At 37.5% G+C, this 15,070-nt stretch carries 16 protein-coding genes; 3 read left to right on the forward strand and 13 right to left on the reverse strand.

Features of this window, described 5'->3' with window-relative positions:
* Window positions 1–101 precede the first annotated feature (101 nt).
* From IW16_RS19505 to panD, 8 genes are all read right to left on the reverse strand, one after another.
* Window positions 102–1,613 carry a helix-hairpin-helix domain-containing protein gene (locus tag IW16_RS19505; RefSeq protein ID WP_034748398.1) on the reverse strand — a complete coding sequence of 504 codons (1,512 nt, stop codon included), beginning with the start codon at window positions 1,611–1,613 and terminating at the stop codon, window positions 102–104.
* Between the two features lie 2 nt (window positions 1,614–1,615).
* Window positions 1,616–2,842, reverse strand: coding sequence for a PP2C family serine/threonine-protein phosphatase (locus IW16_RS19510; RefSeq protein WP_073175817.1), 1,227 nt, complete (start codon window positions 2,840–2,842; stop codon window positions 1,616–1,618).
* 37 nt (window positions 2,843–2,879) lie between these two features.
* Window positions 2,880–3,923, reverse strand: a complete 1,044-nt coding sequence (locus IW16_RS19515; RefSeq protein ID WP_034748401.1) for a TerY-C metal binding domain-containing protein — start codon at window positions 3,921–3,923, stop codon at window positions 2,880–2,882.
* A gap of 23 nt (window positions 3,924–3,946) precedes the next feature.
* Window positions 3,947–4,585: a vWA domain-containing protein gene (locus IW16_RS19520; protein WP_034748404.1), complete on the reverse strand. Its 639-nt coding sequence runs from the start codon at window positions 4,583–4,585 to the stop codon at window positions 3,947–3,949.
* Between the two features lie 82 nt (window positions 4,586–4,667).
* Window positions 4,668–5,339, reverse strand: a complete 672-nt coding sequence (locus IW16_RS19525) for a TerD family protein (RefSeq protein WP_034748407.1) — start codon at window positions 5,337–5,339, stop codon at window positions 4,668–4,670.
* Window positions 5,340–5,369: 30 nt separating this feature from the next.
* A complete protein-coding gene (locus IW16_RS19530; protein WP_034748410.1) occupies window positions 5,370–5,945 on the reverse strand; it encodes a TerD family protein in 576 nt (191 codons plus the stop codon).
* A 233-nt stretch (window positions 5,946–6,178) separates the two neighbouring features.
* A complete protein-coding gene (locus tag IW16_RS19535; RefSeq protein ID WP_034748413.1) occupies window positions 6,179–7,261 on the reverse strand; it encodes a lysylphosphatidylglycerol synthase transmembrane domain-containing protein in 1,083 nt (360 codons plus the stop codon).
* 3 nt (window positions 7,262–7,264) lie between these two features.
* The gene (gene panD, locus IW16_RS19540) at window positions 7,265–7,615 is read right to left on the reverse strand and encodes an aspartate 1-decarboxylase (protein ID WP_034706528.1); all 351 of its coding nucleotides are present in this window, start codon (window positions 7,613–7,615) and stop codon (window positions 7,265–7,267) included.
* A 398-nt stretch (window positions 7,616–8,013) separates the two neighbouring features.
* Between panD and IW16_RS19545 the strand changes: the two genes are divergently transcribed.
* Window positions 8,014–8,304, forward strand: a complete 291-nt coding sequence (locus tag IW16_RS19545; protein ID WP_034748416.1) for an HU family DNA-binding protein — start codon at window positions 8,014–8,016, stop codon at window positions 8,302–8,304.
* A 301-nt stretch (window positions 8,305–8,605) separates the two neighbouring features.
* On the opposite strand, the gene pdxH is transcribed toward IW16_RS19545, so the two are convergent.
* A complete protein-coding gene (gene pdxH, locus IW16_RS19550; RefSeq protein ID WP_034748419.1) occupies window positions 8,606–9,247 on the reverse strand; it encodes a pyridoxamine 5'-phosphate oxidase in 642 nt (213 codons plus the stop codon).
* 24 nt (window positions 9,248–9,271) lie between these two features.
* Here pdxH and IW16_RS19555 point away from each other — a divergent pair, with 24 nt between their 5' ends.
* Together IW16_RS19555 and IW16_RS19560 are read left to right on the forward strand one after the other, a co-directional pair.
* Window positions 9,272–9,820, forward strand: coding sequence for a YqgE/AlgH family protein (locus tag IW16_RS19555; protein WP_034748422.1), 549 nt, complete (start codon window positions 9,272–9,274; stop codon window positions 9,818–9,820).
* 107 nt (window positions 9,821–9,927) lie between these two features.
* A complete protein-coding gene (locus tag IW16_RS19560; RefSeq protein WP_034748426.1) occupies window positions 9,928–10,509 on the forward strand; it encodes an N-acetylmuramoyl-L-alanine amidase family protein in 582 nt (193 codons plus the stop codon).
* An 83-nt stretch (window positions 10,510–10,592) separates the two neighbouring features.
* On the opposite strand, the gene IW16_RS19565 is transcribed toward IW16_RS19560, so the two are convergent.
* The 4 genes from IW16_RS19565 to IW16_RS19580 all read right to left on the reverse strand — a co-directional run bounded on the left by IW16_RS19565 (window position 10,593) and on the right by IW16_RS19580 (window position 15,067).
* Window positions 10,593–11,402 (reverse strand): aminotransferase class IV, encoded by an 810-nt coding sequence (locus IW16_RS19565; protein ID WP_034748429.1) that lies wholly within the window; start codon window positions 11,400–11,402, stop codon window positions 10,593–10,595.
* Window positions 11,403–11,479: 77 nt separating this feature from the next.
* Window positions 11,480–11,866, reverse strand: coding sequence for an START-like domain-containing protein (locus tag IW16_RS19570; protein ID WP_034731603.1), 387 nt, complete (start codon window positions 11,864–11,866; stop codon window positions 11,480–11,482).
* Between the two features lie 190 nt (window positions 11,867–12,056).
* Window positions 12,057–13,232, reverse strand: a complete 1,176-nt coding sequence (locus tag IW16_RS19575) for an aspartate aminotransferase family protein (protein WP_034748552.1) — start codon at window positions 13,230–13,232, stop codon at window positions 12,057–12,059.
* Window positions 13,233–13,333: 101 nt separating this feature from the next.
* Window positions 13,334–15,067 (reverse strand): OstA-like protein, encoded by a 1,734-nt coding sequence (locus tag IW16_RS19580; protein ID WP_034748432.1) that lies wholly within the window; start codon window positions 15,065–15,067, stop codon window positions 13,334–13,336.
* Between the last annotated feature and the right edge of the window lie 3 nt (window positions 15,068–15,070).

The raw sequence follows: 15,070 nt of genomic DNA on the forward strand, positions 1-15,070 counted from the left end.
TCGCCAAAAATACAGTTCTTATATCCTTACTGATTTTGGATACGGTTTCAGCTCATCAAATTGTATAGGAAACCGGAATACCGGATTTTTATTTTTTCATTCTATTGATTTACCAGCGTAACAAGGACCAGTCTACCTCCCTCTTCTGCAGATAGCAGTATTTTCTTTCCATCTGTCAGTTCAACCATAGATCCGGGCGGAATTTCTTTTTGTTCTGTAATATCTTTCATAGAAGTCAGGCTCTGGTTCACCAGCACCCATCTTCCTTCATGAAAGGTGAAATATCCTACAGGCATTTTATCCTGCATGGTAAGATTTTCATTTCTGATCACCTTTCTGGAAACATGCCATTTGAATAAATACTGATTGTTATAAACCATCAGTCTGTGGTTTTCAGGTTTCCATACTTCATCATCGAATTTAAAATAGAGATCCAGGACGGGAAGTGTTCCACGGTGTGGCGTCCCGCAGAAAGGACATTTTGGATTACTGGTATTGTCAAAGACATACCATTTTTCTGTACAATCCGGATTATGGCAAGGCTGTATCAGATCTGCAGTTTTCAACAGCGCAGTTTCCCATTCATTGGCCATAGGACGTCTGATTGGGTCGTGAAGTCCGTCTATAAATGCTTTTCTAAATAATTCAGAAAGATAAGGACCTGCTGCTGTAAAAGGAATTTTTTGAGGATCCCCCCAGAAAGCATCCCATTTTCGCAGATGGTCGGCTTTTACATTATTGGAAGGATCGTTGGGATGTTCTATAAATAATGCTTTTTCGCCCATTGAAATCACCTCATCTTTTTCAGAGTCCAAATCCCAGATTTTGCTTCCTCTCAGCGGATGTCTTCTGAACAGGTACATGTAGATCAATACGGCCAATGCATGAAGATCTGTTTTCTGATTGGGCAAATGTCTTCCGGGGTCCTGCATACTCAGATGCTTGGTCTTCAAAACTTCGGGAGCAATAAAATCTGCTGTTCCGATCACTTCCGGAGGAAACAGTTTTGGAACGACCAATCCGTCTATATCGATAATGCAGGCAGACTTTGTAACCGGATCGATCAGAATATTATTGTAGGAAAGGTCTGAATGTGCCAGACCCATCTGGTGAAGCTTTTTCACTCCCCTGCTGATATTGATGGTGATCTGAAAATAACTCAGCCAATCCCCGAGTTCAGAATGATCGAGCCTCAAAGGATACTGTTGGTTTCTGAACATCGGAGCAGTAAACCATTTTCCGACCTTATCCTGGCCCTGGATATTATCGGATCCAATGTATCCTTTAGCAAAGAAGAATTTTTTATGGTAAACAGGAACCACGATTCCCGTCAGTTTATTTTTTTCGACAATATCATAAGGCCATCTGAATATTTCATTCAGAAAATAATCGGATGAATTTCCGTTCTGTATATTTCCGAGGTAGGTAGAAACAATTCTCATGATACGTTCTTTCTGTCCGGCATCTAAAGGACTCCGGTAAAAGGCTACGACATATTCTCTGTCCGGCGAAAAATAAACATCTTTCACTCCTCCGCGTATCGGACTTTCATCTACGTATTCATAGGATTTTGCTGCATCCAGAACAGAAATAACTTTAACGGTATTTTTCATGCTTAATAAATTATGGCCAGTGTTCTGTCATCATGATTTCCGCGGCTCCAGAAATCGGTCCATGTCAGAAGCTGCTGATCAATATGTGTATCATTAGTAAAGTCAACCTTTGTACGGTCATCATTGTTTCCGGCCAGATCATTAATAAATGTTTTCCAGCTTTGTATATTTTCAAGTTGGCTTTCTGTCATAAACTTGGGATCGTAAATGCCGTCTGTCATCAGAACGAGATAAGAAAAATCATCTACACAGGTTATTCCGAACCGTGAAACTATATCTTCATTAAATATTTCTTTCATGGTAATAAACCGGGTACCACCGCCAAATTCGCCTACATCCATCCTGTTGAGAAGTTTTACCTGAGAAAAGTCGGGACTGATAAGATTAATAGGACAGTCACCTACCCCGAAAGTAAGAACAACATATCCAAAATCAAATTTTTTAGTAAGTGCAAAGATCAGCGTTGTGTGAAAATCCTTTATGGAAAGAGAATTTTCATTTGCTGTTTTATCCAAAACATGATATACATGCAGTACACCTTCATAGAGTGACCTTATGATCTTCTCCTTCGCTTCTGTCTGATTTTCTTTTGATGATTCTGAATGGTAAACAATGTTAATGTTTTTTTCGATCTCAGTCAGAATTTCTTCAGAATCGAAAAAACGGTTCACTGAGACAGCTGCCAATCTGGAACCTTCCCTTGCCACAGCAGCAGAACCGGCTCCATCTGCCACGGAAATGATGTTCCAGTTTTCCTGAAGTTCGTTCACTGCAAAATCATCATCCCTGAATTTTCCTTCATGGGCATGGGAACGTCCTCTTTTTGATGCAATGGTGATTTTTTTATCCAGAAATTTCCCTTTAAATGATGTTTCGTCAGGTTTATGGTAAACATCGCTTGTATCAGATGGAATATTCTTCCAAAGGTCTTTGGGATCGGCATTCACAAACAGATTTACTTTTTTGATCTCTGTCTTTTCATGTTCTTGGATATGATAGAATTCAATATCCAGATCATATACATTGCTGACATAAGGAATTCCCGATATCTTATTATTTTCGAAACTAAGTCCTGTTTCCTGAAGATTGACAATATTTTTGATTCTGATATTCGGAAATTCTTCCATCTCAAAACTGAATTCATAAAACTGCTTTGAACTGGCATTTTTAAGAATCAGATGGAATTCTTTAAATTCTTCTTTCTCCCTGTAAATAAGAGTTTTTTCCATGGTGTTTTGTTTCATCTCTGAAGTAGGGTTCTCTTAACTATCCCAGTGTTCTGTTAATATCAAATCCTTCACTGGAAAACCCATAATAGTCAGAAGTTCCGCACCATGGGCATTTGTTATATCCTTCTCCTTTCAGGCAGTGGATTCCACCACATGAGCAGGTCGCCAATGCGATAGGATTCGCACAATGAGGACACGACGTACCGCCCTGAAGTTCTTCTATCGAAATTTTAAGGTTGTTTTTTTGGGAAGATGACAGCCTGAAATAGGCTTTTTCATCAATTTTATAGGCTCCATCCAGTCTGTAATATCTTGTAGACATTCCCGGTATACTTGATTCCGCGAATGTTTTTTTAAATTTCATTAAATAGAGTTTCTCTGTTTCAGAACATTTTCCGTTGAGAACCACAAAATTATTGTCAGGAAATTTCTGCTCCAGTTCAGGATCTACTTTCTCCAGAATAATGGAATCGATTTTCGAAAGATTAATTCCTTCTTTATGGGCTTCCGTAACACTCTGGCTCGTTGTTTTAATGGAATCAGTTACCCATTTGAAAAATTCTCTGTAAGAATTTTCATCAGAATTATTGAAAAGCAGCACGTTGTCAGATAAAGTTCCAAGCAATTTATAGTTGGTATTTTCTCCGATAGATACTGCTATTGTATTGGGCTTTCCATGATATTTATTATTCCATCTTTCGATAGCCTTGGTAGCATCATCAGTAGGAACACCGTCTGTAAAAAGAAAAACAATAGGTTTCCAATCGCCTTTTCTTTCATACGTTGTTTTCACAATATCCCTGTCTATACAATCCATCACTTTGATGAGCCCTTGCGACAATGACGTGCCGCTTCCAATAGGAATCTTTGGCGGATAAAAACTGATGATATCCTGAAGCGGTGTAATCACTTCAGCTTCTCCCGCAAAACCAATAATGGAAATGTAAACCGTTTCCAGTGAATAGGGGTCTTTCTTTAATTCTCTGATGATATTGGCGATACCTTCCTGTACCTGCTCAATAGGCTCTCCAACCATAGATTCGGAGACATCGACTAAAAAATAAATAGGTAGTCTTCTCATGGTTTATAATAAAGACAAATGGTTTAGATAATAATATTAAGCTCTGAAGGCGGCGGCGGCAGCGGTGTACTTTCTCCGGTTCCCTGTGACTTGCCTCCCATCGTGATCGATGAACTCACCCATTTGAAAAATGAGGAAAGCGTTATGGCATCGGTAGTATCAAGCTTTACAACATGATCTGTAAGTTCCTTCAGAAACTGCTCATCAGCTTTGGGACCTGCTGCACAACCAACAATAGCTCCAAATTCCAAATCCCTGATCACGGGAATCATCTGTCTGTATTTCTGGATATCAGACGGTTTTCCGTCGGTAAATATAAACAGCAGCGGTCTCCAGTCCTCTTTGTCATCAGAAGAACCTTTGATCAGCTCTTTTTTCACAAGTTCGGCAACCATTTCCAACGCCGCCCCGGTATGGGTAGGCCCGCTATCCGGGCAGGTGATTTCCATAGGGTAAAAACTTGCAAGATCAGTCAGTGGAATGATATTTTTAACCTCACGGTCAAATGTGATCACACTAAGATGAAGACTGTCCATCGCCTGGGGATCTGCACGGAGCATGCTTATCAGCCCGTTAAATCCGTTATTCAGTGCCTGGATAGGCTCTCCGTTCATAGAACCTGAAGTATCCAGTAAAAAGTATGCTAATAATCTTCTGCTCATGATAAGATGATATGAATTCTAAAGCCGGCAGCGGAAGCTGATAACTTCCCTGCCGGCTTTTAAGATTGATTAAAATCTGGGTTTAATTGGAATATGTGTACTGTTTCAGAATTTCAATAAAGTTATCCGTCTGGTGTGGTTCTCCTATCGCACGGAACTTCCAGTCTCCATTGTGACGGTAAGCTTCTGCAAAAACCATAGCACATTTTCCATTCATACTTGCATCTCCTGAAAGGCTGTATTTCGTTATCTCTTTACCTTTGGCATCTACTGCTCTGATAAAGGCATTCTCGATCATTCCGAAATGCTGATTATTTTGTTTTCCCTGGTAAATGGTTACCAGGAATAATATTTTCTGATAGCTTTGATCAAGCTGGTCAAGTTTAACGATGATCTGTTCGTCGTCTCCATCTCCTGCACCGGTTCTGTTATCACCTGTCAGCCATATATTTCCACTGGGATGCTGCATAGAGTTAAAGAAGATTACATCACCCTGATACAGTGCGATCTGTCTTCCTTCGTTAGTCTGTACAGTTTTGCCCAGATTGGCTACTTTACCGTTTCCGTCTAAAAGGAATGCTACTGCATCAAGATCATATTCAGCTTCTTTATTGAACAGTTTTCCAAAGAAACCGCCCTGTTTTCTTACATCCCATCCTAAACCGATCGTTACTTTTGAAAGATCGTAAACACTTTCTCCACGGTCATTTTTTCTTAAATCAATCGTCTGACCTTTCTGTAAATTAATTGCCATAGTTATCGTTTTGTGTATTTGAAAATATAATTATTTAATGATCTGCCCTTTATAGTATTTCTCAAGGAAGAAAGCCAGGTCTGCTCTGTAGCCTATTCCGGATGCTTCAAACTTCCAGCTACCGTTTCTTTTGTATAATCTTCCAAATTCCACTCCGGTTTCGATAGAGAAATCTTCGTCCAGTTCATATTTTGCGATCTCCTGGTTGGTACTGTTATCTACAATCCTGATGTATGAATTCCTTACCTGTCCAAAATTTTGTTTTCTTCTTTCAAAATCTTCAATGGTTACCACAAACAGAATTTCTTCGGCTTTTGGATCCACTTTTTCAAGATCTACAATAATTGCTTCATCATCGTCTCCGTCGCTGTTTTTACCATTCGGATCATCCCCTGTATGCGTCAGTGCTCCATCGGGAGACTGCAGGTTATTATAAAAAACAAAACATTCTTCATTGACTAATTTTCTGTCAGAGTCAATCATGATGGCAGAAGCATCCAGATCAAAATCAAAACCCGTCCCTTCATTTGGGTCCCAACCCAGTCCTATTGTCATTTTTGTAAGCCCTATATCGATCTTTTGCCCTTTCTGTAAATTAATTGCCATAGTGTTTTAGATTATTAATTATTTTTCGTTTAAGATAAATTTGATTTGTGAACTGACCAAATTTATTGATAAAAAAATAAATGGCATGCCCTAATGTTTAATTTTAATAGGGTTTTAACATAAGAAAATAAAATTACAAAGTCTCAAGAGTTTTTTATCTGCTGTCTATAAAAGCACCATAAAAAAAGCCCAATTAAAAATTGGGCATATATCCGTTAAAAAATACTATTAAATTAATTTTTGATCTCCTCAACGGAAACCGCTTTTTCTCTTGCCTTAGCCAGCATAGGAATTGAAATAAGTCCCATCACCAGCATAATCGTAATCTGAAGAGGAAGTGAAATAAAGGAATAGGTAAGTCCCATTTCTGCGCCTAACTCCGCGCTTTTACCCATTGAGATAAAAAGCGCCATAAATCCTAATTTCATAGCCAGATTGAAGGCACCGATCCCACCACTTGCAGGGACAATCATTCCCAAAGTACCCACAACAATAATGAAAAACCCGTCAGCAACAGTAAAATTAGAGGTTTCAGGAAGTGCAAAACATACGAGGTATGCAGCAAAAAAGTATGAAATCCATATTCCTACTGTATAAAAAATAAATTTACCTTTTTCTTTCAGTTTAAATATAGAAGTTAAGCCCTCAAGAATTCCTTTTCCAAAACTGATTACCTTTTCTTTCTTATATTTATAAAAAACCAGTAATCCTAATAGCACGAGTAATCCTATTGAAATTTTTAAGTAAAAATAAAATGAATCAAAATCATTGACTCCAATCTTCATCAACAGCCTTTCAATATAATTAGGTTCAAATTTATCTTTCTTATCTTTTTGTTCCGTAACAAATTCATAGAATGAGAGAATCGCGTCAAACTTGAATATTACAGTTAACCCCAAGAAAGCGACCATACAGATTAAGTCTACTACTCTTTCCAGAATAATGGTTCCAAAAGATTTATCAACCGGAACTTTTTCTACACCATATAAAGCAGTAGCTCTCGCTACTTCACCGCTTCTTGGAATAGTAAGGTTCATCAGATATCCGAATGATATAGACCAAAGTGAGTTTGAAGTTGAAATTTTGTGCCCCATAGGTTCCAGCATCAGGTTCCAGCGTACAGCCCTGAACCAGTATGCTAAAATGCCAAAGACAGATGCAAATAATACCCAGAGATAATTAGCTTTCGCTAAAGATGCTTTGATGACTTTAAAATCAAGCCCTCTTAAGGCAAGCCACAAAAAAAAGCCTGCAAAAGCAAGCGATATTACTATTGTTAGTATTGATTTTAAAGGATTCTTTGATTTTTTCTCCATGGATCAGGTTAGAAGATTTGTTTTTTCATCCGGGAAAACAATTTTCGGCTGGAAGACTTTTGCTTCTTCGGGGGTCATCTGCGCATAGGCAATGATAATAATGATATCATCACGCTGTACTTTTCTGGCGGCAGGTCCGTTCAGACATACTTCTCCTGATTTTCTTTTTCCTTTGATAACATAGGTATCAAAACGCTCTCCATTATTCACATTGACGATATAAACCCTTTCTCCCACTACCAGGCCGGCAGCTTCTATAAGATCTTCGTCGATCGTTATACTTCCAATATAATTAAGGTCTGAGGCCGTAACCCGTACCCTGTGGATCTTAGACTTGAAAACTTCTATTAACATACTGCAAATTTATTAATTTTTATTCATAAATCGAGTTTTTCAAATCATTTTAAAAGCACTGTAAATCACCCTATTTAATTTTGTATTACACAAGTTTTCAGGGCATTATTTATAAAATCAGCAAACATATCATTAAAAATATTAATAGTTTACACGGAATTCAGGATTTAATAAATGAAGAAAATAATATTAATTTTTTGCTAAAGTCAATACTCATAAGCATTTGGCATGATTTTAGTGAGCCGTAACGTAGATTTTACGTGAAAAGTGGAATTATCATATTTTAACTGTTTTCACCCAAAAGCAAAAATATTTTATAAGTTTTAATAAAATAATTGCACAATTAGAAAATAGTATTATATTTGCTATAATTACGAACTAACTTAATATTAAAAATTATGAACAAGTCTGAATTAATCGACGCAATCGCAAAAGATGCAGGAATCACTAAAGTTGCTGCTAAAGCTGCTTTAGAATCATTCATTGGTAATGTAACTACTACTCTAAAGAAAAAAGATGGAAAAGTTTCTTTAGTAGGTTTCGGTACTTTCTCAGTAGCTGAGAGAGCAGCTAGACAAGGTATCAACCCTGCAACTAAAAAACCAATTAAAATTGCTGCTAAAAAAGTTGCTAAATTCAAAGCAGGAGCTGATCTATCTAACGCAGTTTCCGGTGTTAAGAAAAAATAATCATTCAGATTAAAAAAATTCAAGGCTGTTTCTCATGAAGCAGCTTTTTTTTGTAACCTGTGGAGCTACAGGAATTTCAACATACCATCAATGCAGGAGGTAGGTAAAATTTCTTATGATGTTCCTGATGATATTCAGGCCGATGGAATGCCTTTATATTAAAAGCGGGCTAAAGCCCGCTCCTATTGAATTTTACATGATATTTTTGTCAGAGAAATCAGATTTAATCAGATGTGAATCGTTTTAGATATCCATCAAACTCTATCTTCCGGTATTTTTCAGCTTCCAATCTCTAAAAGATCTAGGGTGCCAATCGTGAAATTTTCCAGTCAAGGTCCTCCAGCTTATAAATGATCCTGTCATGAAGACGGTTGGGTCTTCCCTGCCAGAATTCTATTTCATAAGGTTTTGCTATATATCCTCCCCAGTTGGCTGGTCTTGGAACTTCACTATTTTCGTATTCTTTTTCAAGTTCTTTTAATTTTTCCTCCAGGAATTCTTTATTGGGAATTACCTGGCTTTGCGGTGAGACTGCTGCTCCCAGCTGGCTTCCTTTTGGTCTTGAATGAAAATATCCGTCACTCAGATTTTCAGCAATCTTTTCAAGATCTGCCTTAATGATAATCTGTCTTTCGAGGTTTGGCCAGAAAAAGCTGAGACAGGCTTTATGACTGTTTTCTATAGCCCTTCCCTTTCTGCTGTGGTAATTGGTATAGAAGATAAAACCTTCATAGGTGTATTCTTTAAGCAGAACCATTCTCGTCCTCGGACATCCGTCTTCTTCTACAGTAGAAACTGCCATAGCATTGGCTTCGGAGACTGTCGGGCTCTGGCTTGCATCCAAAAACCAGTCTCTAAACTGCTCAATTGGATTTTGTTTTATCTCACTTTCAATAAGTTGGGATTTCTCATACACTTTTCTTTTGTCGTGCAGGTTTTCCATAAATATTTTTTATTAAATTTGAGTATGAATTACTCATACAAAGGTAAAATATTAATTTCCACACCTGACATTTCCGGCGATATTTTTTCGAGATCGGTGGTGCTGATCGTTGAACATAACGAAAGCGGTGCATTTGGTTTGATATTAAACAAAAAGAATGGCCAGATGAGTAGTAAGTTCAAAAATTTTTTTGACTTCAAAATAGAGGTGTATGACGGCGGACCTGTCGAAAACGACAAAGTCTTTTTTATCGTTAAGGAAAAGAAAGTTACTGAGATCTTTTCTGAGATCAACAAGGATTTCTATATTACGGAAGATATTGAGAGTATCATCAGCGCTGTCCTTAGTAAGGAATTGAGTATTACGGATGTGAAAATCTTTTCGGGGTATTCCGGATGGTCTGCTGAGCAATTGGATGATGAGGTCCGGAGGAAGTTATGGACTGTTGTAGACGTCTATAATCTGGATTATACGCTTCCCAATGATCAGACCCTCTGGAAGTCGATTATGCAGAATTTGGGCGGTGAATATTTACTTTGGGCAAACTCACCTGAGGATATTTCACTTAACTAACTGTATCTCTTTCTGATACACTTTAAAAACATTAACAAACTTTAAGAAGACGTTAACCAATTTTAAAGAAAGAATTCACGTTATTTGAAAAACCAAAAATCACTACCATGAGAGGATTCAAATTACTTGCTTTATCTGCTTTTTCCGCTTCATTTTTATCATTTACCCCTATCAGCAAAAAATATATTGTTATTGATGCCGGCCACGGCGGAAATGATATGGGAAGCGTGTATGGGAAATTTTCTGAGAAAGAAATTACTGTAAACATCGCTAAAGAGATTAAGAAGCTCAATGAAAGTCAGGATCAATATGAAGTTATTTTAACCAGAGATTCAGATGCTTATCCGACCCTTCAGGAAAGAACGGCTATGATTAATAAACTGAATCCTGAAATCGTTATTTCGCTTCATATGAACAGCAACCCTGAGAAAGAAACACTAAAACAGGGAACTGAAGTGTATATTCAGAACACTGAAAATTCAAAAAAGCTTGCTGAAAAAATTTCTAAAAAATTCGATGTCGCTAAAGTTGAGGAGCGCAATCTCCATATGCTGAGGGAAACAAAAGCTCCTGCAGTATTGGTAGAGCTTGGTTTTATGAATAATACCAAGGATAGAGAGTATGTAACCAGCGAAAAGGGACAAAAAGAAATCGCACAAAAATTCACAGAAATCATTCGTGAATACTAAATAAAGAAACAATTTCTGATCTGATCAGAATAAAACCCGGTAAAGGACTTGGGTACTTTGTTGTTTACCGGGTTTGTCAATTATTAAAAACTATTTTTCCAGCTTTCCACCATTTCTATAAAACGGGAGCTTTCAAAAGTCTTATTTCTTATTTTACCCACAGAAAATATACCTTTCTCATCGGAGATCATTAAAATCTCCTCCGCTTTTTGAGATTCAAAAGCTATAATTTCGTGTTCCTGAATATCTGCAAGATTATTTTTATGTAAAAAAGTGACAAAGTTTTCCATTAAAGGAGAGATGTATGCACCTTCAGACTGTTTGGGAACTTTAATTACGTTGCCTTCCAGAAACAATAGATTCCCGGAAGTTGTACGTGCAATTCTTTTATTTGGATTAAGCAGGATAACATCATCCAGGTCATTTTCCTCTGCATAAATTCCACCATAGATATTTTCAGGACAATGAACCCTGATATTGCTTAATAAATTATTATTGACGTTGATTTCTTTGGTAAGATCCATTTCAAGCGGTCTCTGATGAACCGTAAGAACATCATTCAATTCCGTCACTTCATAAAAATAAGATACAGAAGATTTTGAAACGGTTACCGCATCATTATTTCTGAAAACCTGAAAATTGATGATTCCATTTTTTATGCCTTTGCCATCGATAACATCTTTATGAAAAAGCGTCTGAAAAAACTCCAGCGTATAGGTAAGCGGAATGTTCATTCTCATCTTTCTCATGGAAGCCATCAGAAAGAAATAACACTCTTCATCCATGATCATTTCACCGTTTCTCACGAAGAAAGAAACCTTCACGGCGTCGCCCAGTAGGAACGCTCTATTCTTTACATTTAATCCGTCTGATGTAAAATATTGATTTTCCAATTTTTGATGTGATTTATTTATAAAAAAATAATGAACGATAAATCGTTCATCAGTTTTACCATTTAATAGCATCCGGCTTATGCCGCACCTAATTTTATTCTAAGGTTTTCTATAAGGTTTTCCCAGTACAATGCATTCTCTTCTTCAGAGCCTTCTTCACAGAAATCTGTAATATTAAGGGCTAAGTCTTCTGTAATATCGTCGATTGTGATAGTCATTTCAAAGAAATTTTTAGTCCCCTCATCTTCTTCCCATCTGAAACGTACGAAACCTTCAGGCTTATATCTTATCAAAGTGGCCTTTTCGGCAGGTCCTCCGCCCCAGCTAAAAAAGAAATCATCGCCTTTCTCTGTTACCTCATCCGCAAACCATTCAGATAACCCTTCCGCCGTTGCCAGATATTCGTATAAAATCTCTGATAAACAATGCATTGGAAATTCGTAATGGACTTTATGTTTCGCCATATAATCTTTGTTTTTATCGTCCCGCAATATATAAATTAATTTTTTTATTACACAAAAAAGCAATTACTTTTTTAAAGAATCTTCATGATATTTATCACTGGATTAAAATCTATATTGAATATTATTTTAAAGTTTAAAACAACCATGCAACACATAAAAAAAGGGTATAATTCGGGAGAGATCTGCTTGTTTAATCTTCGTTCAGAACATCAAGTATGATCTGGCATCCCTGTTTGATTTCGTCCACTGAAATGGTAAGTGGCGGTGAGATTCTCATATACTCATTTCTATAAAGCTGCCAGAATACAATCAGACCTTTTTCCATGCATTTTTTTGCTGTGGCAAGGGTATATTCGGGTGTTCCGAGATTAACGGCGAGCATTAAGCCTTTTCCATTGATGTTTTTAATCTTGGGGTGAACCAGAAGTTCCCGGAACAGCTTTTCTTTTTCAGCGGTTTCCTCCATAAGCCCGCTTTCCAAAACTTCCTTTAAAGTAGCATGACTCGCTGCAGCGATAAGCGGATTTCCTCCAAATGTTGTAATATGTCCTAATTTTGGAGAATGAGAAAGGGTTTCCATGATTTCTCTGGAGCTCATAAAAGCACCAACAGGGACTCCACCTCCCATTCCTTTACCCATTACCAGAATATCGGGTACAATCCCAAAATGTTCAAAGGCAAATAATTTACCTGTTCTGCCAAAACCAGGCTGAATCTCATCAAGGATCAAAAGTGCTCCGACTTCTTCACATCTTTTTTTAAGCTTGATCAGATAATCATCTTCAGGCACTAAAAATCCTGCTGCTCCCTGGATGGTTTCCAAAAGTACACAAGCGGTCTTCTCTGTAATCTGGCTAAGATCATTCTCATTGTTGAATTCAATAAAGCTGACCATAGGCAAGAGGGGGCGGAATTCTCTTTTATGGGTTTCATTTCCGGATACACTTAATGCACCGTGTGTGTTGCCGTGATATGAATTTTTAAAGGAAACGATCTCTTCCCTTCCTGTATAGCGTTTTGCCAGTTTCAGACTTCCGTCGATAGCTTCTGCTCCACTGTTTACCAGATAGGTGATTTCCAGAGGATCGGGAGTTGCTTCTGCGAGAAGTTTACATAGTGCTATCGGTTTTTCCTGTGCGTATTCTCCATATACCATGACGTGGAGATACTTGTCTGCCTGTTCTTTGATAGCATTTACAACTTTAGGATGTGAATGTCCCAAAGTATTGGCAGAAACACCTGCTACAAAATCCAGGTATCTCTTTCCGTCTGTCCCGTAAATATAGCTTCCTTCTGCTTTTTCAACTTCAAAACCTGCAGCAAATTGTGTAGTCTGTGCCTGATATATAAAAAAGTCTTTGTGCATTTCCATTGTTGCGAAAAATTTTCAGCAAAGCTATAAAACATTCATCAAACCTTACAATTATTAACCATAAAAAAAGACCAGCAGTAACTGGTCTTTTTAATTTATTTTTTAACCCTTTTAGGTTTTTTAGCTTCTTCTTTGGCTTTTTCTCTGTCAATGGCACTCTGTGCCTGATCAAACAGCTCATTATCCGCTGTATACTTTATTTCCTCATAATTAGGACTGTCTACCAGGATATCCTGCCACTTTCTGATCCGGTCTTTGGTATTCCAATTGAAATCTGAAAACTTCCTTTTCTCCGGTTCTATTTTACTCATGGGATAGGTATCTGCCACAGCTCCGATACTGCATGATACGATCTGTAATCCGCTTTCTTCAAACAAAGCACCAATGATTCCACATGTAGAAATCGTAATTCCTATTCTCTTTGGCTGTTTAGTTTCCTGATCTACATCGTCTACAAATACAATAGACTGTGCATTTCCAACTACTCTGGCTTCTTTAATCTCATTATTCTGATAATAAACGGTCATGAACTTCCCCTTCACCTGGTTAAATTCATCTTTAAGATTTAATGAATCCACTTTACTGATGGCAAAAGCATTTCCAATGACTTTAAGCGAGTCTATATTTTCACTTTGTGTATTGAAATAAGCTTCAACTTTATCACCAGTGACCTGTTTTTCACCACTCCAAAGAATTGGATCGGTATACATATGCATGATTCCGTCTGTTTCATTGAAAGCGATGGAATCTGCTCTCCCCTGTGCATTTGATTTGAAGACACGGGCTTTTTTAAATGCTCTCAGGAAACTTTTCTTTTTGGTTATATCTGCCGAATCCGGTCTCTGGTAAGAAAGAATTTTTTCTGCAGCAAAATAAACAGAATCTTTCTCCATGATTTTTACTGCATAAGGACCTTTGGTCATCATGGCAGAGTCTTTCTTTTGAAAAATTTCTCCATACCCTCCTTTGATGTATCTTCTTTCTATGGGATCATCAAGGGTAACATTTCCTGTCGCTTTACCGAAACCTGTGATATTGTTAAAATACATATCATCACCGGTCAGAATCTTATCGTTATAAAATATTTTGGAATTTTTATTCAGGAAAGCCTCCTTGGTTTCCATTTTGTACGTTCCTCTTTCTGTGTAAATACGGTTTTTCGGATTGGCACGGTTGGTGATTGTTGTCGGTCCAAAAAACTCAGCCACCTTTGTATTTTGGTTTTGTTTAATATTAGGACCTTCTATGATGTAATCAGGACTGTCGATTTTTACATTTCCAACAAAATCAATCATTTTGGTATTGAGGAAATAAGTAGCCGATTTGGTGTACATTACATTCTGCGCATCAGAAATTGTCCCTCCCGTATTGAAGTATGCCTGATTGGCAAGTCTGTCATAGTAGAGAATATCTGTTTTGATGGTCTGTTTAGGGTCGGTAAGCACGACATCTTTCTTGGCTACCCCTTTCTGGGTAACTCCATTATACTCCATTTCATGAGCTGTAATAACGGAGCCATCAGCATTCTGCAGTTTTGCATTACCAATTGCCTTTACAAGACTTTGATCATTATAAAGAATAACCTCATCGGCATAAAGAATCGATCCCTGATGTTCGATCTGAACATGACCAACCATATACTGGTTTCCCTCGTATTTGGTGTCTTTTTTAAATTCATCGGAATGGATAATCTTTACTTTATCTTCAGGCCGTACTACCGGTGAAGCTTTTCCTTTATTTTGAATATAAGGATCCATCTGCGTCGTTTTATTGTCCTGTGCGGAACTGAACGCAGAAATAAAAAATAACAGAAAAAGGATTATTCTCATCAA

Source organism: Chryseobacterium vrystaatense, assembly GCF_000737765.1.
Lineage (GTDB): Bacteria > Bacteroidota > Bacteroidia > Flavobacteriales > Weeksellaceae > Chryseobacterium > Chryseobacterium vrystaatense.

Excerpts from the sequence above, each read along its gene's own strand:
- IW16_RS19505 (WP_034748398.1), bottom strand. The coding sequence starts at position 1,613 with ATGAAAAATACCGTTAAAGTTATTTCTGTTCTGGATGCAGCAAAATCC.
- IW16_RS19510 (WP_073175817.1), bottom strand. The coding sequence starts at position 2,842 with ATGGAAAAAACTCTTATTTACAGGGAGAAAGAAGAATTTAAAGAATTC.
- IW16_RS19515 (WP_034748401.1), bottom strand. The coding sequence starts at position 3,923 with ATGAGAAGACTACCTATTTATTTTTTAGTCGATGTCTCCGAATCTATG.
- IW16_RS19520 (WP_034748404.1), bottom strand. The coding sequence starts at position 4,585 with ATGAGCAGAAGATTATTAGCATACTTTTTACTGGATACTTCAGGTTCT.
- IW16_RS19525 (WP_034748407.1), bottom strand. The coding sequence starts at position 5,339 with ATGGCAATTAATTTACAGAAAGGTCAGACGATTGATTTAAGAAAAAAT.
- IW16_RS19530 (WP_034748410.1), bottom strand. The coding sequence starts at position 5,945 with ATGGCAATTAATTTACAGAAAGGGCAAAAGATCGATATAGGGCTTACA.
- IW16_RS19535 (WP_034748413.1), bottom strand. The coding sequence starts at position 7,261 with ATGGAGAAAAAATCAAAGAATCCTTTAAAATCAATACTAACAATAGTA.
- panD (WP_034706528.1), bottom strand. The coding sequence starts at position 7,615 with ATGTTAATAGAAGTTTTCAAGTCTAAGATCCACAGGGTACGGGTTACG.
- IW16_RS19545 (WP_034748416.1), top strand. The coding sequence starts at position 8,014 with ATGAACAAGTCTGAATTAATCGACGCAATCGCAAAAGATGCAGGAATC.
- pdxH (WP_034748419.1), bottom strand. The coding sequence starts at position 9,247 with ATGGAAAACCTGCACGACAAAAGAAAAGTGTATGAGAAATCCCAACTT.
- IW16_RS19555 (WP_034748422.1), top strand. The coding sequence starts at position 9,272 with ATGAATTACTCATACAAAGGTAAAATATTAATTTCCACACCTGACATT.
- IW16_RS19560 (WP_034748426.1), top strand. The coding sequence starts at position 9,928 with ATGAGAGGATTCAAATTACTTGCTTTATCTGCTTTTTCCGCTTCATTT.
- IW16_RS19570 (WP_034731603.1), bottom strand. The coding sequence starts at position 11,866 with ATGGCGAAACATAAAGTCCATTACGAATTTCCAATGCATTGTTTATCA.
- IW16_RS19575 (WP_034748552.1), bottom strand. The coding sequence starts at position 13,232 with ATGCACAAAGACTTTTTTATATATCAGGCACAGACTACACAATTTGCT.
- IW16_RS19580 (WP_034748432.1), bottom strand. The coding sequence starts at position 15,067 with ATGAGAATAATCCTTTTTCTGTTATTTTTTATTTCTGCGTTCAGTTCC.